The sequence below is a fragment of the Nocardia pseudovaccinii NBRC 100343 genome (genome assembly GCF_001613225.1).
GTDB lineage: Bacteria > Actinomycetota > Actinomycetes > Mycobacteriales > Mycobacteriaceae > Nocardia > Nocardia pseudovaccinii.
This window is the reverse complement of the sequence record NZ_BDBY01000079.1, coordinates 1-14,842: the sequence shown is the minus strand read 5'-3', so window position 1 is coordinate 14,842 and position 14,842 is coordinate 1. Positions and strand designations below refer to the sequence as shown.

Sequence of the window (14,842 nt, the reverse complement as noted above, 5' to 3'; positions counted from 1 at the left end):
GTAGACCTCGCCGTAGAACGGTCCTCGGGGCTTCAGCAGCTTCCAGATTCCGGCATCCTGCTGTTCGCGCACGACGGTAGGTAGCAGGGTGTAGTAGCCGACGACCATGCCCCCGTCGTCCAGCCATACTTGAGTTGCAGATATGCCGAGCTTCTGGTCCCTGAGCGCCTTCTCGTCGAGCCAGGTATCCATGCTGGTCTCGCCGCAATTGAAAAAGTTGGTTACGTGATCCGAGTTCAGTTGCTCGGATCTGTATTGCTTCAACGTGTCAACGTTTGCGCGATGCCGCCCGGTCGATCGCCGCCTGTAGGGCTTGGCTGGGTCGCGCGTTCGAGCGCGCCATCTGCGCGAGCTGGCCACGCTGGACGACTGTCACATCGACCTTGCTTCTCTTTTGCGCGGATTGTGTCCCCTTGCTGCCCATATGGGTCACGATACCTGGCTCGGCGGCTCCGACACGCCAGGAACACGTAAGGAGGCTTGTCACATGGCGGGATCTGCCGAGGTCAGGGCCTTCTCGTCTCAGCATCGCACGCAACGCGATGTATGCGCCTCAGCTCCTCGGCGTCCTCCGGGCCGATCCAAGGCCCGTCGTAGACCGCCTCACGGCACTCGCCGCATTCGAAGTGCGTCCAGCCGTTGTTGAAGACGAAACCCGGTACGACGGCCTCGGCGGCACGTATGCCCGTAGTGTCGTCGCTCACGACTTCATCGTCCACACGCTCGGGTCGAGCGGAGCCGTCTGCGCGAGCTTCGTCATTGCCTCGTGCTGCTGCATACGCATCTCGGCGTCGACTTCCGAAGGTGCGCCGTATAGAACACCGCGAATCACGTGCGTGATCGTTTCGTCTGGGATCTGCTCGTCTTCCATAATGACGGCGAGGCGGCGGATCACGTTGCGCATGAGTTTCATTTCGTACTGATAGGCGGTGTCGAGCTCGTCGTGGTGGCGCTGCCTGGTTCGCCGAAGGTAGTCGTTCATCATGCGATCGGCGTCGATCATGCCGTCCACTCCTGTTGATAGTCGGGATGTTTCGCCCAGATTCGCGCGATCGCCCGCAACGCCGGGATCTCGTCGACCTCGGCGTCCGGGACGCTCGGCCGCTTGCCGCCGATGTAGTCGAGCATGCCCTCGTACTCGAATATCGCATTGAGCATCGTGCGCCAGGCGCGCACTTCGGACAGCACGCGTTGCGGATCGTGCAGGGCAATGTGCTCGGCGTGGTACAGCGTGTACACGTCGTCCTTGCTGGTGCTGACGCGGTCCCACTGCTCGCTATAGATCCACTCATCGCCGCCCGACTCCAGTGCGATCCGCTCATCCTCGGCGAGCCGGGCCGCGATGAACTCCTCGACGGTCATGAAATCGCCTCGGGCTTTCCTTGTGGCAGTGCCGGATTCGACCACACTCCACTCCAGCGCGGCATACACAGCTCGCCAGCGACATAGCGGCCGTCCTCGAAAGCGATGTCAACGTGGATCGGTGCGCCAGCTTTCATTGTGACCCCGACCGACTTCGCGCCGGTTGCCGATCGCATCGCACCCTCCTCGCGCAGGATGGCGACCAGGCGCTCGGCCTGCTCCCGCGCGATGCCCGCCTCGGCCGATAGCGCTGCTGCTGCGTTGCTGTCGATTTCGGTGTTCGTGATCACGCCGTCGATCCTCTCGCTTGCGTTGCTTGGGCACGGAGTTTCCGCGCATCGTCTAGCCGGTACAGCGCGCGGTCGGTCTTGACCTGGCGTTGCATGACGACGCGGTCGCCGGATTGCCATCCGCGCGGTACGAGCTGGCCGCGCGATATCCATGAGGCGATCGTTCCGCGTGGCACCGGTTCGTTCAGCTCGCGCAGTACGCCGATGAGCTCGGGCACCTCGAATAGTCGGCCGCCGATGCGCGCGAGTAGGTGCTGTTCGAGCTTGGCGGACCTATAGACCGACTTGCATCGCACGCAGGTGACGTCGAGCTCATCGCGTTCGGCGTACAGCGGGAATCCGCACTCGCGGGTCGGACCGAGCCCAGATACCAGCATGGCGGGGCACGGGCCGCGGTAGGCGAGCATCGGCGGCGGGTTGATGATCACCATGCCCGCGGCGACCGCGCGCGTGATGTCGGCGTGGATCTGCCCGGCGGCCTCGTCCAGGCGGACCGACATCGAATGTTCGTGCAGCCAGAGCGCGACGCCGTTGATGGTGTCGACGAAATCGGCGGGTACGCGCCGTTGCCCGCGGCGCGGCGGCCCGACGAATCGGTTGCCGATGTAGTCGCCACCGACGGGCACGTATTCGATGCCGCGTGACTCGCACAGGTGCCGGGTCCAGGTGGTGAGCGAATTGGTCAGCGCTGATAGGAGATCGGCGGCGCGCTCGTCGAACAGTAGCGGTGCGGTCGGGGTGGCTCCGGATCGCAGGCCGGTCGAGACGCGGTCGAGCCGCTGCTCGGTGACCGCGAGTTGTTCGAGCAGCCACGGGATGCCCTCGAGGCAATCGTCGAGTTCGCCGATGCAGTCCCAGCACAGGAAATCTCCGCATGGTCGGCCGCACTGGCGGTTTCGGCAGATTGCCGTCACTGGCCACCGCCCGGGGGCTGCGAGATCGTCACCACCACAGTTCCGTCGGCGCGTTTGAGGATGTGCATCCACGGATACCAGAGCTCACGCATGCGTGCGATGGCGGCGACGACCATCTCGAGCGGCATTTGCCCGCCGGTGAGTCCTAGTTGCGGTGCGGCGCCGCGTGGTTGGCGCGGGATGTCGCCGCGCGGATTCTGCATCGTCATGGCAGCAGGCCTTTCCGGTCGAGCATGGCGAGGATTCCCTCGGCTACCTGCGGCGCGAACGCGTACGTGCGTACGTGCTGCGCCGCGCCTTTCGGGTCGAGTAGAGCCGCGGTGAGCGCCATGAGGCCGTAGCCGTTGGTTGCGAGGTGCTTGGTGATGATGCGCGCCCAGGCCTTGCCCGTGACCTCGTTGCCGCCGAGCAGGTTTAGGCCTTCGTGGGTGCGCTCGCCGTCGAGATAGAGGTCGGCGGACGGGATCCACTCGAGCAGCGCGGTCTCGATGGGATCAGGCTCGGGCTTTCGGATTTCGATCACGGTTGCGCCTTTCCGAAGTCAGACGGATCAATCACCCCGGATGAGGCCAGTTCGATGAGTGCGTCGACCGTCGACGCGGCGTCGAATACTGCGATGTAGACGCCGGGCGTCTCGCCGCGTTCGGCGAGGCGCTTTCGGCTGCGCAGGTCGGTTACCTGCGCGTCGTCGCCGAATGCGATGCCGGTGAGTGCGTCCAAGATCGCGCGGGAGAGCTTGTCGATATCCGGTTTCTTCGTCGCCGGTGGGGTGCGGCTCTTCGGCGTCGAAACTGGCCGGGGCCGAACGAATTCGAGATCGACGACAACGGCACCGGTGAGCACGGTGAACCCGTGACCGTGCGCGGCCAGGGCGACGCGCTCGCGCCACGGGCCGAGGCCTTTGTTCGCCTCGACCATCCGGCCGCCGCCGACGTGGCGCTTGCTGCCCTGCTCGATCGCCTTGCCGGGTACGAATAGCCGCGGGCTCATGACGTCACGACCAGACTCAGACCGGCGACCGCGAATAGCAGCACCGCCGACAGGGCTTGTGCGCGTGCTGCCGCGCGCAGGAATGGGCGGTGCGCGAGCCTTCCGGCGATCTCCAAAACGGCGGTGGCTGCGGCCCAGGCGAGCAGCGGATAGACGTTGGCGCTCAACGGGTCGCCTCCGTGAATTCCGGTGCCCACGGATCACAGGACACGAGCGTTATTGCGCCGTCGGGGCCGGTGTCGCCCGGAACGAGCACGCTCGGGCGGCGGGCATCGCCGACGAGATCGCGGATCGCTCGGGCGCGCTCGGCTGGCAGCCACTCATCGACGGGGCGCGGCGGTGACGGTTCGACGATGCGCAGCGTGGTCGGGACGCCGTCGATTTGCGCGAATCCGACATCGGCGGCCTGAGTGCACTCGATAACGTACCCGCCGGTCCGATAGTCGCTACTGATTCCCCAGATGCGCATGTATTCGGTACCCCACACCGCCCATGCGGCAATAGGCCCGACGATCGCGCCGCTGATCGCAGCGAACGCATGGAGGTCGCGCGTCACGATGCTGCCAGCGAGATAGACGCGCTTGCCTGTTGTGCGGGTCTGGATATCCGGCCGGGCGTCGGTAAGCCTGCAAATCGGGATGAGCTCGCCGAGTTCGGCGCCATGGGCGACGATGTCGACGGTCGCGAACTCCGTGCCGGTGGTGTCGCGCGGAATGATGAGACTCGCGGTCTCAATGTCGCGCAGTCGGTTCAAGATCTCGCGCCGTTTCGCCCGCCATTGCGGCCATGTCCGCGACGCCAGGCTCAATCCGGTGGTCTCGTCGCCGCGGTTGCGGATCAGCCATGCCGCCTTGATTAGTCCGGCGATCTCAGCGCGCAATTCGGCCTCGTGCGGTATCGGCGGTTCGCCGGGACGGATGTACTCGCCGCGCAGACGGGCGTACGTCTCGAGCAGCTCGGCGAGCGCCGTCGCGATCTGTTCGACGATTTCAGGCATTACCGGCCTCCTCGGTGATGAGCCGCCGCGCGGCATTGGTGCGGCGGACGTGCAGCACGCGGCACTCGTGCCAGACGCCTTTCGTGTCCTGCCACATGCACATTTGGCCAAGGCCTGCCGGGCAGTCCTCGCACTCGACGCGCGCTATGGCGAAGGTCTTGACGGCTTGGTCGTCCTGGGTGAGCGGCACGGTTCTGTGCAGCGGAATCACGTTGTCGGGCATGGGAGTCTCACTCATCCCGGTCGCCGATCAGCTGGCCGATTCTGAGCGTGGCGAATCGCCCGTTGTCCTCGTTGCGGCGCGTCTCGAACTCGCGCACGCTCTCGACGATGGCCCGGTCGGTCCAGACGACGCCGTACGTGGTCCGAGTCCGGCCATTCGGATTCGTGGGGTGCGCCTGCTCCTTGACGAGCACGTACCCGAGGCGCTGCAGGTACTCGCCGAGTTCGTGCGTTGCGAGGATCGTGTCGGCGAGCGCGGCGAGGTCGAGCCATCCGTCGATGCGGATGAGGTGGCGCACGCTGCCGTCGTCCTGGCGGCGGTCGGCGAGCGCGTCGGCGAGGGTGGTGATCAGGTCGGCGCGGGCGGTCGAATTTTCAGGCATTCGCACGCTCCTCGGCCGGTGCGTCGCCGGGCAGGTAGACGGTCGTCATCGGCACGGCGGGCTCACAGGCGCATGGGTCTGCGCCGCAGGCGTCGCACTCGTCGGGTTCGCACCGGGCACATCCGTCGTCGATCGGGTAGTGAATCCAGTCCAGTTCGGCGACACCGATGTTCACGCCGTCGACACCGCCGATGGTGACCGCGATGACGTGTGTCGGGCTGACGTGGTTGGCGTGGGTGAATCCTGGGTCGCTGCGCTGGATGCCGAAGTCGTGCCGGGTCAGGTCAGCGACGTCGACGCCGTGCGCCTCGGCGAACGCGATGGCCTGCTCGATGGCCTGTTCGAGCGGGGTCAGTTCAGGCACGGTCGGCCTCCTGCTGTGCCCGGTCCGGTGCGCCGCTCTCGTCGTAGACGGTGAGTGCACGCCAGTCGATGCCGGGTACGTCGTTGCCCGGCACCGTGCGTGCGTCCTGCACGTCCGCGAGCGCCTCGTCGAGCGTGCCGAACGGTGGGCTGTCGAACGCGATCCACCACTCGCCAGCTGCGTTGTGGTGGCCTGTGACGTAGCCGATGCGTGTGCGGGCGCGCAGCTCGAGCAGTTCGGCGGCCATGGACCGCTCACCCGCGTTGGTGCAGATGTCCTCGTTGTCGCGGAGTTCGCGGAGTCGTTCGTCGGTCAGGCGGGGCTGGTCAGGCACTTGTCGTCTCCTGGGTGGGTGTGGCGAGCAGCTCGGCGATGAGGGCGCGCCATTCGGGGGGCAGGTCGCCGGGAAGGTGGTTGCACTTGCTGACGCACGGGTCGGCGTCGCGCAGTTCGGGCGGCGGTTTGCGCCAGCCGTTTTCGTCGCACAGCGTGCAGATTTGGACCAGTGCGCGGCGTGCTTCGGCGTCGCCTGCGAGGCGTTTTTCCTTCTCGCGGTCCCATTGCTCGGCGCTGCGACGAGCGTCGGCGCATTGGCCGCACGGCGGCGGGTGCGGCACGGCGGCGTGCTTCGCGCACCGGTCGCTCGGCCGGTTCACGGCGATCTGCTCGTTGAGCCACGCGATTCGAGCGCGGTTCGTGTCGGCGCACTCGACGCAGCCGGGAACGAAAACGTTCGGGTGTTCTCGGTGATGGGTTGGCGGTGGGGGGTCGTCGCTCGGCGCGACCGCGTTACTTACGTATCGATTCCCCCCTAGGTGACCAATATCTATCTCTATCTCTATCTCTGGTTCGATTCCGTTCGTGTTTTGCTTCGGCGTTTGCTCAAGCAAAACGGAAGCATTTGCTTCGCCGTTTTCGGCTATTTGCGCAGGTAGGCGGGTTTTGATGCTGTCAGAAACGCTCGCGGCAGCGTCGAAGTCGGACCCTGTGGATAACTCTTCGGAGGCGTGCGGCTTTTTGGCTGCCGTTACCACTTTGTGACCGGTTTCCGTTGAAGCATTTGCTTCGGTTTTGGTTGCCGATTTGCTTCGTTCGCGGCGAGTCTCGCCGGACTTCTGGCCGCCGCGCTTACCGGCCTCGGCGCGAAGCTCCCGCTTCCGGTTGAGTTCGCCGGTGCTCGGCTGATGCTCGAGCCAGTCATGCATGACTGCGGCGTCGTCGTCGAGGTGCACGAGGCCGGCATCGACCAACTCGGCGCGGGGCTTGGCCTTCCATCGCTTCCGCCACGTCGACATTGGGATCCGGCCGTCGTTTCCGGTGCGCCTGCACAGACACCACGCCTCGACCAGCGCGCGAAAAGCGCTGTCTGACAGCGGGTCCACCTTGGGATGCTCGGGCATACCGGCGTGGAAGCGGAACCAATCACGCGGGTCTAGCATCTTTGCCACTAAGGCACCTCCTCGGCGGGGAACATCGGGTAGTGCGAGGCCTCCAGGGCGGCGCGTTCGGCCGCCTCCTGTGCCTCACGAGCCGCGCGGCGGGCCTCGGCCGGGGTGGTCTTCTCGGTGCACCGGTCGGCGAGGCGCGCCTCGCCGCTCTCGGTGCGGCCGTCGACCCATTCGGCCGGTGTCTGGCCGATCACGGCCAGCGTGATGAGCGGGCACGGGTTGAACTCGTCGTCGTCGTTGACGCAGCGCCGGGCCTCGACGCCGCCGCCGCGGCAGACGTTGTAGAACCAGATCTCGGAATCGGTCGAGTTCGAGAACGGCGCGCCGACGAGCGCCGTGTCGTAGTACTCGTCGGCCGACTTCACGGGGTGATACCGAGCTTCTCGAGCAGGCCGGATAGGCCGTCCGCCGAGACGAGCACGTCACGCGTGCCGCCGCCGACCTTGGTCGGCCCGACGATGCCGTCCTCTTCCATGCGTTCGATCAGCGCCCGTGCTCGCGCATACCCGATGCCGAGGCGGCGCTGCACCATGGATGCCGAGCCGAATTGCGTGGTCACCACGAGCTCGACGGCGTGGCGGTACCGCTCCTGGTCGGCGACGTCGCCCTGTTCGACCTTGCCCGCGGCAAGAATGTCGGGCAGACGCTCCGACCACGAACGCGCATGCTCCCTGGCGCGCTTGATGTCGTCCTCGTCGAGCTTGCGCGACAACATGAGACCGAGGAACGACTCACCACACCGAATGAGCACCATGCGCTCGCCGCGCGCCTCGACGCTGACGAGCGACTCGTAGGTGGTAGCCGCGGTTTTGAACCGGGCGAGCTTCTCACCGCTCACGGACATATCGAGCAGTAAGGCGGCCTGTCCGTCGTGCGCGAGGGCGATGGTGCCCGCGACGACGCCGAGCACGTCGCCGGTCGGCAGGCGTGGAATGCGCAGAGACCGGCCGTCTATGCCCATGTCCATGCCCGAGCAGTCGGTCACGGTCAGGCGCTCGGCGTCGATATCGAGGCGCAGTCGGTACTCGGGGTCTCCCTGGTCGGCTTTGCCTGCCTTGAACACGGTGAGCAGCTTTTTCGCGTCCTCGGGCAGCAACTCGACGACGCACGGCTCGTGCGCGGCGTCTTCCCAAATCGACACGATCGCGAGTGCCATGGTGATGCGGTCTGTCGCGGAAACGGTGACGTGCTCACGGTCGACAGTGAGCCGAACCCGGCTGTACTCCGGCAGGTCTTTGTCTTTGCCCGCGTGCGGAAGTACCGCAGTTAGCGCCTGGCGTAGGTCGGCGGTGCCGACCGTGATCGTGGTTGATGTCATGGGCGGCCGTTCGTGGGGTGGGTTAGGTTGCGCCAGTTCGCTGGCGTGACGAGACGTGCTTGCCGAGCGAATGCGCATAGCTGGCAACGGCATTCGAGATCGCGGCGATGCTCGCCGTTCTCGAACACTTGGGTCGGGTGTCCGTCGATCAGGGCGGTGAGCAGATCGCGCAGATGCCAATACTCGGCGCGCAACTCGAACAGTTCCTCGGTGCGCTCGGCTTCACGGCAGTCGCACGCGAGCCGGTGCTCGGTGCACCGGTCGTATCGCGGATCGCTGGTGCTCGTCGGCGGCGAATGCGTGACGGCGACCGGTTGGCGCCGGAACCACACCAGCGGGCCGACAAGATCGCCCGGGCGCGCGATGTGCGGGGGAAATTCGCCGATCATTCGACGCTCACCGCCTCGGCAGGGTGCTCGACCGTCGGTTCTTCTGCCCGCAACTCGGCGGCGGCCCGTAGCAGCCGCTGTTTCTCCGCCTCCATCTGTCGCTCGATTTCGGCGGGATCGAAGGCGTTCTTGAGTCCTTCGAGGATGAACCCGTGCGCCTGTACTGCGATCGACGTGCCACGCAGGCACGCCAGAGCTTTCAGTGCCCAGTAGTCCTCTACGCGGGGCATGCGGAGGCTGAGTGTCATAGTCGCGTGGTCATCACGCACGGCCATTTACTCGCCCCCGTTCGGGTCGACGATCTCGCCGACATGAGCGCGCACATACGTTGCGGCGGAGGCCTGGTCGTCGATAGCGAGCAAGCCGTCCTCGCCGTCGGTGCCGAATGCGGCGATCACGTTGCCGACGCGCAGCTGCTCGACGAGTTCGCCGAGGCGGCCCTCGACGGCGAGCAAAGCGTTCGCGGTCGCGAGGCTGCCGAGGACGGCTTGATTCTGCTGCGCGGTCGCATGGTCGGCGGCCGACGCCAACGCTCCGGCCTCGCTGAGCAGGCGCGCGATATCGCTTGCGGTCTTGATGAGGTGCTCGGCGGCGGGTCGGCCGAGTGGAACGGCGTTGTCGCTCACTGGTCAGTCCTCCCCGCAATAGCAGTCGCCGTCATGCCCGCCGCAGCCGCGACATACGTCGTTCGCCTCGGCGTATGTCATTTCGGCGCAATAGCATTCGCCCTCTGGGCATCCGCGTCGGCAGCTCACTGGCCCGCTCCGTCCGCGTCGAGCGCGGTCTGCGCGCTCGCCCTCGCGGCGTCCTTGGCCTGTTCGGTGCGCAGGTAGACGGTCAGGTCGACGGCGATGTCGGCGGCGAGGTCGCCCCAGTCGCCGAGGTCGGGCGCGGCGTTGTCGCGAATCCAGTCGAGTTGCTTACCCTCGGCGTGGACGTTGTCGACCTCGAGCGCGCGGCGCAGTGCGGCGACCTGCTCGGGGTCGGCGAGCGCGGTGAGTCGTTCGGTGATCGCGCGCGCCTCGAAGCCGTGCAGATCCTTCGCTGAGCCGATCTTGCGGCCGGTCTCCTTGGTCAGGTAAGCGCGTTTCGCTGCCGGGGCCTTGTGGCCGTGACGTTCGAGTTGATCCGACAGCGCCCGCTGTTCAGCAGTGGTCGCCATCTCGCTGGCCGGTTCGGGCGAGGCCTGCGCCGAGTCCTCCACCTGCGCGGTGTCCGGTTTTTCGCCCTCTTCCGAGGTCGTCTCGGCGTCGACGGGTTCCTCGTCGGTGGCGGGCGGCTGCCATTGCTGCACGACGGGACCGGCCGCCGGGGCGGCGTCCGCCGTCGGCAGGGGTGTCGGGGTGACGCGCTCGGAGGTGGCGCGCACCGGTTCGGGCTCGCTGGCCTCGGCGTCTTCCATGTCCTCGACGAAGGCGAGGCCGAGCAGGATGTGCGGGGCGAGGCGGCGGCAGACGGTGGACGCGGCCTTGGCGTAAAGCATTTCCTCGGGCTGCGTGATGTACTTCTCGTTACCGATCAGCTTCTCGTACGGGCCGTCCTGGCCTTTGAACTTCTTCGTCTTGTACTTGCCGGTCTCCGGGTCGATCGTGGGCACGAACCCGGCCTGCGTAGCGCGGGCGATCGTCCATGTCGAGGTCTCGGTCTCTTTGCCGCTGGGCGACCACGCTTGCAGGGTGACCTTGTCGGGGCCGGTCTCCTGGGTCTGGAATCGGTAGCCCTTGGCCTTCAGCAGCGCGACCATGGTCTTGGCGTAGATCGCGGGCATGCCGTGGACGGAAAAGATGTTCTGGAGCGCCTGGAGCGGGTGCAGGCCGAGTTCGGTGCCGTGCAGGATCGCGACCGCGGCGTCGCCCGGCTTGTTCTGGTAGATCTTCGGAACCAGCGACGTCCGGCAGACATCCTGCGCGAACTTCAGCGACTTGGCGAGCATGTCCGCGTAGCGGTTGAGCGTGTCGAACGGGTCGACGGTCGTCAGCGCGTTGGATATGAACTCGGTGTCGTCGATGGTGGCGACTTCGGTGGTGGTCATGAAACCCATTCCTCCTGGCGGTATGTCTTTTCGGGCAGATCGATGTGATGGATGCCGTCGGCGTGCGACGGCCATATGTCGGTGAGCACGCACGAGGCGTAGCGCTCGAGCGCGCGGCGGATGTCGCGCTCGCCGAGGTCGACGGCGCGGCGCGGAAGGTCGACGACGAACACCTCGTATGGCGGGGCGTTGCAGACGACGATGAACACGAACTCGATCTCGATTCCGAGTAGCGCGAACACGAATTCGTAGAACGCCTGCTGCCGGTGGTAGCCGTATTTCGCGACCGACCACAGGAATCCGTCCGGGCCCGATTCAGAGGTGGTCTTGAGGTCGTCGACGAGCGCGGCATGCGAATCCCGCAGGCGCACATAGTCGCCGCGTGCTCGCAGCATCACCCCGGTTTCCGGGTCGCGGGCATATGCCGACAACTCCGGTATGCCACCCGTGAGCAGCCGTGAGGCGGATTCGTGGGCGCGCACGTTCGCCGCGGCGGTGTGCGCGGCCTCGAAGTCGAGGGGTCGCATCGGTACGTCACCGGCGGCGCGGATCTCGGCGACCCGCGCCTTGGCGACGTTCGTATTCCACTTCTGGTGGCCGGTGTCGACCAGCGTCGCGCCGGTGCCGAGCACGAGAGTGTGCACAGCGGTGCCGAATTCCATTTCCTCGCTGGGAGGTTTTGGGTTTTCGCGCTCCCAGCGCCACCGGTGCGGGGTCACCTGCAGTAGGCGGCGCGCGCCCGAGGACGATATGCCCGGGCCGCCGTGATAGACCGCCTCGGGCACGCCCGCGTAAAGGCCCGGCTCGATCGGCGCGGTCATCGCGGCGCCGCCAACGAATCGGGCTGCACGGCAAGCAGCCGCTCAGCGGATTCGCGCTTCATGTAGGTGTTGCGGCGAACCATCGTGGATTGGACGATGCTGCGCGACAGACCGGCGCGTGTCGCGATCTCCTTGTGAATCCAGCCGGTTTCACGGACTAACCACTTGAGGTGGTCGTGTACCGGTTCCACCAGCACGAGCCCCTGCACACAGGCCATGCACCGGGGAGCCGAGCCGACTCGGTTGGTCTGGAATTCTTCGCCGCATTGGGTACACACGACCGGGCGAGCCTTGCGGCGAACCCGTGTGGTCGGGCGGCCAAGGAACTCTTGGAGGTCTTTCCAGCCCGCGGTTTTGGTGGTGTCGAATCCGGCGTGGATGCCGCAGCGTGCGCCGCTACGGTCTGCGTCATCGCCGCACTCCCACCGCACTTCGCAGCGTTGCACGCAGATGCGTTTCGCCTCGGCGGACTCGGTCGTTTCCTTGCGCGTCGTCGGGAACCACATATCAGGGTTCGGGTGGTTCTTGCACGCAGCCCGGTTGCGCCAGTTGTCATCTGCGTTGTGCTGCACGCAGCATCGCCCCCTTGGTGAGTGGCAAGGGTTTCGGTGGCACGGGAACCGACAGCAACGCCTCAGCGGTGGCGGCGGTGACGTGCTTGCGTTTCGAGCGTTTCGGCAGCGAATACATGACGCTGTTGAACGTCGAAAACGACAGACCGGCCGCCGCGGCAATAGCCCGATTGGGCATGTTGGCTTTCTGCAGCGCGCGGACGTGTTCGCGAACCTGCTCGACGGGCACGGTGCCCCGGTCGCCGCGCGCCATCACGCCACCCCGTTCGCGGCGTCGGCGGGGCGGGCGGGCCGGTCTTCGTCGTGCGGGTAGATTCCCGCGCCGACGATGTCGAGGCGACCGGTGCCGAGGCATTCCTCGCACCAATCGGCACCGGTGCTGTCGCCGGATCCGCCGCAGGCATCGCAGGTGATGACGATCGGGGCGGGTTCTGCGTCGTCGTACTCGTCGATTGTTTCGCCGAGGTCGGCGTCGACTGGTGTCATGGCATCGCTCATCGGCTGCTCGCCTCCCGGGCGACCGCGAGGCGGGTCAAGGCCTCGGCCAGCAACGCCGACTGCAGGTGCGCGGGGTAATGCGTCTGGAGGTAGCCGACGAGGGTGAGCATGTGATCCTGTGAGTCGATCGCATGCCCGCACGGGCACCCTTCTGCGGCCTGTGCGAGGCCGTCGATCAGGCCGTCGACCGTGTCGCGGACCTGGGCGTGCGCCTGGTCGAACTCGGCCGTCATCATGGGATCGGTCACCGGCTGCTCACCTCCCGTGTCGCGGGAGCTCCGGCGAACATCTGGTCGGCGATGTAGGCGGCGAGGTCGCGAACCTGCCAGTGATGCAGGCTCAGCCCGAGCATCCATTGCCCTCGGTACACAGCCCCGGTGAGTTCGGTCCATATGCCCGGGTCGACTTGCGAGGGCGGCGGCCCGTATGGCTGCAAGCGCTCGTTCTCCTCATGCAGCACGTCGGCGGTGATGGCGCTCATTGGCTGCTCGCTTCCCGTGCGAACGGGCGATGACCGATGCGGTCCCATGCGCTCGTTTCGCTGGACAGCCAGCGGCCATACGCGGCGGCGGTGTCCTGTTCGGCCGAAAGCGCGATGCCGCTGAGGGTCTCGTCGATCTCGTTAGGCTCGGATGCGTGAATGCTCACCGGCGCACCACTTCTCGCGTGCCGAGTGCGGCGAGCAGCTGACCGAGCGTTTCGTATTGGCCGAGCCAACGCAGGTCCTCGGCGAGTTCCTCGAGTCGTCCGATCGCGTCGGCCAGCAGCAGCCGATCGGCGCATTGGCGGGCGTGGTAGGTGCCGAAGTCGAGCGTGCCCCACCATGCCGGGCGTGGGCCGTCGTCGTCGTGCAGGTATTCGATCAGGCTCATCGGTTCACCTGCCCGAAATGGGCGTGGGCCCATGCATCGGTGGTGACCCATTCGTCGGGTTGATCCGGCGCTAATGGTTCCGCGACGACGGTCATCGGAACGGTTGCCACCATGGCGCTTTCGGCGCGAGATGTGATGGCTGAGACGGTGGTCCGTTGCGATCCGGCGGGGTGAGTGCGGTTGTTTGCGTGCTTGCCCATCGGTAGGCTTCCTCTCGATTTCGGGTACGTGGGATGGCGTCCCGCCGGTGTTGCAGACCGGCGGGACGTCGCACGTCAGGGGTTTGTCGGGGTGGGGGAATTGAGGTAGTCGTCGATATCGGCGGCCATCTTGCGCAGCAGGCGCATGATCTGCTCGGGCGCAATGGGATCCGCGGTCTCAAAAAGGACGAGCGTGCCCTCGGCCGAGTCGGGATCGCCGGGAGCGCGCGTGATCACGACGAGCGCATCCGCGCCATGGATCGCCCGGGCGACCTCGTCGGTATCGTCGGCCGCCATGTCTTACCGCCGCTCGATCGGCAGTGCGGTGATCAGTGCCGCCAGTGCGCAGCCGACCACGATCGCAGCGCAGCAGACGAGTAGGCCTGTCAGCGCCGTCAGGAATTGCGCGGGGGTGATCCAGCCGTTGATGTAGAGCACCCATGCGGCGGCGAGCAGCGCCACGAACGGCACGCAACCGACGCCCGCGGCTGAGGCGGCGCACGCGATGGTCTGGCGTATGCGGCTCACGGGCCCACCGACATCAGGATGACCGCGAGCAGCGGCACGATGGCCATGATCAGCAGCACCCGGGCGATGTCGAGTAGCAGCAGCCGCGTTTCAAGGTCGACATGCGGGATGTGGTGCGGGATATGCAGACTCATCACGCCGCACCGGCCTTGCGCTCGAGCACCTTGTAACGAGCGTCGCGGGAGTTCTGACGGCGCTGCTCGTGCTTTTGGTGTTTGTACTCGAGATACGCCCTCTCGGCGGCGAGTTCCTCGCCGGTCATGTCGGCTGCGGGTCGCGACTGGCGAGCAGCGTCGGCGGTAGGTGTGTCCGCTCCGTGTTCGAGGTAGTGCAGCACGCGGGCGGCGTCGGTGTACGGCTCACCGGTCAGCTGTTGACGGCGCTTCAGGGTCGCGTGCGCCTTATCGAACGCGACATCGTCGAGCGCAGTGTCCTGCTTGGTTCGGCGGATCGCCGCGAGCCGGGCGAGTTCGCGATCGGCGGTCGCGTTGACCTGGGCGGCGGCCTTGGACACGATGCCGCGCTCGCGGTTGGTCTCCTCGCGTTTCGCGATCACGCGCTCGATCTCGGCCGCGGAACTGAATCCGAATGCGCGAGCGATCATCTCGGCGTCGTGCGTGGAGACCGGCGCGCCGTTCTGGT

General features: G+C 66.4%; 36 protein-coding genes. All 36 read right to left on the bottom strand.

The features are described from left to right. The coding region (locus NP3_RS09190) for a hypothetical protein (RefSeq protein ID WP_218024830.1) at positions 1-192 on the bottom strand (192 nt) is incomplete at its 3' end. Between the two features lie 76 nt (positions 193-268). Next, positions 269-424 (bottom strand): hypothetical protein, encoded by a 156-nt coding sequence (locus NP3_RS47760; protein WP_157124209.1) that lies wholly within the window; start codon positions 422-424, stop codon positions 269-271. Between the two features lie 82 nt (positions 425-506). Continuing rightward, positions 507-704, bottom strand: a complete 198-nt coding sequence (locus NP3_RS09185; protein WP_063039699.1) for a hypothetical protein — start codon at positions 702-704, stop codon at positions 507-509. Beyond that, positions 701-1,003, bottom strand: a complete 303-nt coding sequence (locus NP3_RS09180) for a hypothetical protein (RefSeq protein ID WP_157124208.1) — start codon at positions 1,001-1,003, stop codon at positions 701-703. The genes NP3_RS09185 and NP3_RS09180 overlap by 4 nt, the downstream gene beginning before the upstream one ends. After that, positions 1,000-1,362 carry a DUF6221 family protein gene (locus tag NP3_RS09175; RefSeq protein ID WP_063039695.1) on the bottom strand — a complete coding sequence of 121 codons (363 nt, stop codon included), beginning with the start codon at positions 1,360-1,362 and terminating at the stop codon, positions 1,000-1,002. The genes NP3_RS09180 and NP3_RS09175 overlap by 4 nt, the downstream gene beginning before the upstream one ends. Beyond that, complete coding sequence (locus NP3_RS09170) at positions 1,359-1,652, bottom strand: hypothetical protein (RefSeq protein ID WP_063039693.1); 294 nt, start codon at positions 1,650-1,652, stop codon at positions 1,359-1,361. The genes NP3_RS09175 and NP3_RS09170 overlap by 4 nt, the downstream gene beginning before the upstream one ends. After that, positions 1,649-2,566: a hypothetical protein gene (locus NP3_RS09165; protein ID WP_063039691.1), complete on the bottom strand. Its 918-nt coding sequence runs from the start codon at positions 2,564-2,566 to the stop codon at positions 1,649-1,651. Before NP3_RS09165 ends, NP3_RS09170 begins: the two co-directional genes overlap by 4 nt. Continuing rightward, entirely contained in the window at positions 2,563-2,775 is a 213-nt protein-coding gene (locus tag NP3_RS09160; protein WP_063039689.1) for a hypothetical protein, read from the bottom strand. The genes NP3_RS09165 and NP3_RS09160 overlap by 4 nt, the downstream gene beginning before the upstream one ends. Further along, a complete protein-coding gene (locus tag NP3_RS09155; RefSeq protein WP_063039688.1) occupies positions 2,772-3,089 on the bottom strand; it encodes a hypothetical protein in 318 nt (105 codons plus the stop codon). The genes NP3_RS09160 and NP3_RS09155 overlap by 4 nt, the downstream gene beginning before the upstream one ends. Continuing rightward, on the bottom strand, positions 3,086-3,556 hold the full coding sequence (locus NP3_RS09150) for a RusA family crossover junction endodeoxyribonuclease (protein WP_063824721.1): 471 nt from the start codon (positions 3,554-3,556) through the stop codon (positions 3,086-3,088). The genes NP3_RS09155 and NP3_RS09150 overlap by 4 nt, the downstream gene beginning before the upstream one ends. Further along, positions 3,553-3,723 carry a hypothetical protein gene (locus tag NP3_RS47755; protein WP_157124207.1) on the bottom strand — a complete coding sequence of 57 codons (171 nt, stop codon included), beginning with the start codon at positions 3,721-3,723 and terminating at the stop codon, positions 3,553-3,555. The genes NP3_RS09150 and NP3_RS47755 overlap by 4 nt, the downstream gene beginning before the upstream one ends. Next, on the bottom strand, positions 3,720-4,553 hold the full coding sequence (locus NP3_RS09145; RefSeq protein ID WP_063039687.1) for a hypothetical protein: 834 nt from the start codon (positions 4,551-4,553) through the stop codon (positions 3,720-3,722). The genes NP3_RS47755 and NP3_RS09145 overlap by 4 nt, the downstream gene beginning before the upstream one ends. Beyond that, positions 4,546-4,791: a zinc finger domain-containing protein gene (locus NP3_RS09140; RefSeq protein WP_063039686.1), complete on the bottom strand. Its 246-nt coding sequence runs from the start codon at positions 4,789-4,791 to the stop codon at positions 4,546-4,548. Before NP3_RS09140 ends, NP3_RS09145 begins: the two co-directional genes overlap by 8 nt. Then, positions 4,784-5,158, bottom strand: coding sequence for a hypothetical protein (locus NP3_RS09135; RefSeq protein ID WP_063039684.1), 375 nt, complete (start codon positions 5,156-5,158; stop codon positions 4,784-4,786). Before NP3_RS09135 ends, NP3_RS09140 begins: the two co-directional genes overlap by 8 nt. Then, complete coding sequence (locus NP3_RS09130) at positions 5,151-5,522, bottom strand: hypothetical protein (protein ID WP_063039682.1); 372 nt, start codon at positions 5,520-5,522, stop codon at positions 5,151-5,153. The genes NP3_RS09135 and NP3_RS09130 overlap by 8 nt, the downstream gene beginning before the upstream one ends. Then, a complete protein-coding gene (locus NP3_RS09125) occupies positions 5,515-5,856 on the bottom strand; it encodes a hypothetical protein (RefSeq protein WP_063039680.1) in 342 nt (113 codons plus the stop codon). The genes NP3_RS09130 and NP3_RS09125 overlap by 8 nt, the downstream gene beginning before the upstream one ends. Then, positions 5,849-6,970 (bottom strand): hypothetical protein, encoded by a 1,122-nt coding sequence (locus tag NP3_RS09120; protein WP_063039678.1) that lies wholly within the window; start codon positions 6,968-6,970, stop codon positions 5,849-5,851. The genes NP3_RS09125 and NP3_RS09120 overlap by 8 nt, the downstream gene beginning before the upstream one ends. Then, positions 6,970-7,335 carry a hypothetical protein gene (locus NP3_RS09115; protein ID WP_063039676.1) on the bottom strand — a complete coding sequence of 122 codons (366 nt, stop codon included), beginning with the start codon at positions 7,333-7,335 and terminating at the stop codon, positions 6,970-6,972. The genes NP3_RS09120 and NP3_RS09115 overlap by 1 nt, the downstream gene beginning before the upstream one ends. Then, positions 7,332-8,288 carry a DNA translocase FtsK gene (locus NP3_RS09110; RefSeq protein WP_063039674.1) on the bottom strand — a complete coding sequence of 319 codons (957 nt, stop codon included), beginning with the start codon at positions 8,286-8,288 and terminating at the stop codon, positions 7,332-7,334. Before NP3_RS09110 ends, NP3_RS09115 begins: the two co-directional genes overlap by 4 nt. Next, positions 8,285-8,677 carry a hypothetical protein gene (locus NP3_RS09105; protein WP_063039673.1) on the bottom strand — a complete coding sequence of 131 codons (393 nt, stop codon included), beginning with the start codon at positions 8,675-8,677 and terminating at the stop codon, positions 8,285-8,287. Before NP3_RS09105 ends, NP3_RS09110 begins: the two co-directional genes overlap by 4 nt. Continuing rightward, positions 8,674-8,907, bottom strand: a complete 234-nt coding sequence (locus NP3_RS09100; protein WP_157124205.1) for a hypothetical protein — start codon at positions 8,905-8,907, stop codon at positions 8,674-8,676. The genes NP3_RS09105 and NP3_RS09100 overlap by 4 nt, the downstream gene beginning before the upstream one ends. Before the next feature lie 45 nt (positions 8,908-8,952). Beyond that, on the bottom strand, positions 8,953-9,303 hold the full coding sequence (locus tag NP3_RS09095; RefSeq protein ID WP_063039669.1) for a hypothetical protein: 351 nt from the start codon (positions 9,301-9,303) through the stop codon (positions 8,953-8,955). A gap of 125 nt (positions 9,304-9,428) precedes the next feature. Continuing rightward, positions 9,429-10,709, bottom strand: coding sequence for a hypothetical protein (locus NP3_RS09090; protein WP_157124204.1), 1,281 nt, complete (start codon positions 10,707-10,709; stop codon positions 9,429-9,431). Next, entirely contained in the window at positions 10,706-11,530 is an 825-nt protein-coding gene (locus NP3_RS09085) for a PD-(D/E)XK nuclease-like domain-containing protein (RefSeq protein WP_063039665.1), read from the bottom strand. Before NP3_RS09085 ends, NP3_RS09090 begins: the two co-directional genes overlap by 4 nt. Further along, a complete protein-coding gene (locus NP3_RS09080; RefSeq protein WP_169814462.1) occupies positions 11,527-12,102 on the bottom strand; it encodes a WhiB family transcriptional regulator in 576 nt (191 codons plus the stop codon). Before NP3_RS09080 ends, NP3_RS09085 begins: the two co-directional genes overlap by 4 nt. Further along, the gene (locus tag NP3_RS48980) at positions 12,083-12,355 is read right to left on the bottom strand and encodes a hypothetical protein (RefSeq protein WP_063039662.1); all 273 of its coding nucleotides are present in this window, start codon (positions 12,353-12,355) and stop codon (positions 12,083-12,085) included. Before NP3_RS48980 ends, NP3_RS09080 begins: the two co-directional genes overlap by 20 nt. After that, complete coding sequence (locus tag NP3_RS09070; protein WP_157124202.1) at positions 12,355-12,588, bottom strand: hypothetical protein; 234 nt, start codon at positions 12,586-12,588, stop codon at positions 12,355-12,357. Before NP3_RS09070 ends, NP3_RS48980 begins: the two co-directional genes overlap by 1 nt. An 8-nt stretch (positions 12,589-12,596) precedes the next feature. Next, entirely contained in the window at positions 12,597-12,848 is a 252-nt protein-coding gene (locus tag NP3_RS09065) for a hypothetical protein (RefSeq protein WP_063039660.1), read from the bottom strand. After that, a complete protein-coding gene (locus NP3_RS09060) occupies positions 12,845-13,081 on the bottom strand; it encodes a hypothetical protein (RefSeq protein ID WP_063039659.1) in 237 nt (78 codons plus the stop codon). Before NP3_RS09060 ends, NP3_RS09065 begins: the two co-directional genes overlap by 4 nt. Then, on the bottom strand, positions 13,078-13,248 hold the full coding sequence (locus NP3_RS47750; RefSeq protein WP_157124201.1) for a hypothetical protein: 171 nt from the start codon (positions 13,246-13,248) through the stop codon (positions 13,078-13,080). The genes NP3_RS09060 and NP3_RS47750 overlap by 4 nt, the downstream gene beginning before the upstream one ends. Beyond that, positions 13,245-13,472: a hypothetical protein gene (locus NP3_RS09055; protein ID WP_063039658.1), complete on the bottom strand. Its 228-nt coding sequence runs from the start codon at positions 13,470-13,472 to the stop codon at positions 13,245-13,247. The genes NP3_RS47750 and NP3_RS09055 overlap by 4 nt, the downstream gene beginning before the upstream one ends. Continuing rightward, positions 13,469-13,672, bottom strand: coding sequence for a hypothetical protein (locus NP3_RS09050; RefSeq protein WP_063039656.1), 204 nt, complete (start codon positions 13,670-13,672; stop codon positions 13,469-13,471). Before NP3_RS09050 ends, NP3_RS09055 begins: the two co-directional genes overlap by 4 nt. 75 nt (positions 13,673-13,747) lie before the next feature. Continuing rightward, a complete protein-coding gene (locus NP3_RS09045) occupies positions 13,748-13,969 on the bottom strand; it encodes a hypothetical protein (protein ID WP_063039654.1) in 222 nt (73 codons plus the stop codon). 3 nt (positions 13,970-13,972) lie between these two features. Then, the gene (locus NP3_RS09040) at positions 13,973-14,200 is read right to left on the bottom strand and encodes a hypothetical protein (RefSeq protein WP_063039652.1); all 228 of its coding nucleotides are present in this window, start codon (positions 14,198-14,200) and stop codon (positions 13,973-13,975) included. Beyond that, positions 14,197-14,334, bottom strand: coding sequence for a hypothetical protein (locus NP3_RS47745; protein ID WP_157124200.1), 138 nt, complete (start codon positions 14,332-14,334; stop codon positions 14,197-14,199). The genes NP3_RS09040 and NP3_RS47745 overlap by 4 nt, the downstream gene beginning before the upstream one ends. Further along, positions 14,334-14,842 (bottom strand): hypothetical protein (locus NP3_RS48975; protein WP_169814461.1); only part of this gene is annotated, 509 nt, incomplete at its 5' end. The genes NP3_RS48975 and NP3_RS47745, both read right to left, overlap by 1 nt.

Bases quoted from the DNA above. Each gene is read 5' to 3' on its own strand.
- NP3_RS47760 (WP_157124209.1), bottom strand. From the start codon at position 424: ATGGGCAGCAAGGGGACACAATCCGCGCAAAAGAGAAGCAAGGTCGAT.
- NP3_RS09180 (WP_157124208.1), bottom strand. From the start codon at position 1,003: ATGATCGACGCCGATCGCATGATGAACGACTACCTTCGGCGAACCAGG.
- NP3_RS09175 (WP_063039695.1), bottom strand. From the start codon at position 1,362: ATGACCGTCGAGGAGTTCATCGCGGCCCGGCTCGCCGAGGATGAGCGG.
- NP3_RS09160 (WP_063039689.1), bottom strand. From the start codon at position 2,775: ATGACGATGCAGAATCCGCGCGGCGACATCCCGCGCCAACCACGCGGC.
- NP3_RS09150 (WP_063824721.1), bottom strand. From the start codon at position 3,556: ATGAGCCCGCGGCTATTCGTACCCGGCAAGGCGATCGAGCAGGGCAGC.
- NP3_RS09145 (WP_063039687.1), bottom strand. From the start codon at position 4,553: ATGCCTGAAATCGTCGAACAGATCGCGACGGCGCTCGCCGAGCTGCTC.
- NP3_RS09140 (WP_063039686.1), bottom strand. From the start codon at position 4,791: ATGAGTGAGACTCCCATGCCCGACAACGTGATTCCGCTGCACAGAACC.
- NP3_RS09135 (WP_063039684.1), bottom strand. From the start codon at position 5,158: ATGCCTGAAAATTCGACCGCCCGCGCCGACCTGATCACCACCCTCGCC.
- NP3_RS09110 (WP_063039674.1), bottom strand. From the start codon at position 8,288: ATGACATCAACCACGATCACGGTCGGCACCGCCGACCTACGCCAGGCG.
- NP3_RS09105 (WP_063039673.1), bottom strand. From the start codon at position 8,677: ATGATCGGCGAATTTCCCCCGCACATCGCGCGCCCGGGCGATCTTGTC.
- NP3_RS09100 (WP_157124205.1), bottom strand. From the start codon at position 8,907: ATGCCCCGCGTAGAGGACTACTGGGCACTGAAAGCTCTGGCGTGCCTG.
- NP3_RS09090 (WP_157124204.1), bottom strand. From the start codon at position 10,709: ATGACCACCACCGAAGTCGCCACCATCGACGACACCGAGTTCATATCC.
- NP3_RS09085 (WP_063039665.1), bottom strand. From the start codon at position 11,530: ATGACCGCGCCGATCGAGCCGGGCCTTTACGCGGGCGTGCCCGAGGCG.
- NP3_RS48980 (WP_063039662.1), bottom strand. From the start codon at position 12,355: ATGGCGCGCGGCGACCGGGGCACCGTGCCCGTCGAGCAGGTTCGCGAA.
- NP3_RS09070 (WP_157124202.1), bottom strand. From the start codon at position 12,588: ATGACACCAGTCGACGCCGACCTCGGCGAAACAATCGACGAGTACGAC.
- NP3_RS09060 (WP_063039659.1), bottom strand. From the start codon at position 13,081: ATGAGCGCCATCACCGCCGACGTGCTGCATGAGGAGAACGAGCGCTTG.
- NP3_RS09055 (WP_063039658.1), bottom strand. From the start codon at position 13,472: ATGAGCCTGATCGAATACCTGCACGACGACGACGGCCCACGCCCGGCA.
- NP3_RS09050 (WP_063039656.1), bottom strand. From the start codon at position 13,672: ATGGGCAAGCACGCAAACAACCGCACTCACCCCGCCGGATCGCAACGG.
- NP3_RS09045 (WP_063039654.1), bottom strand. From the start codon at position 13,969: ATGGCGGCCGACGATACCGACGAGGTCGCCCGGGCGATCCATGGCGCG.
- NP3_RS47745 (WP_157124200.1), bottom strand. From the start codon at position 14,334: ATGAGTCTGCATATCCCGCACCACATCCCGCATGTCGACCTTGAAACG.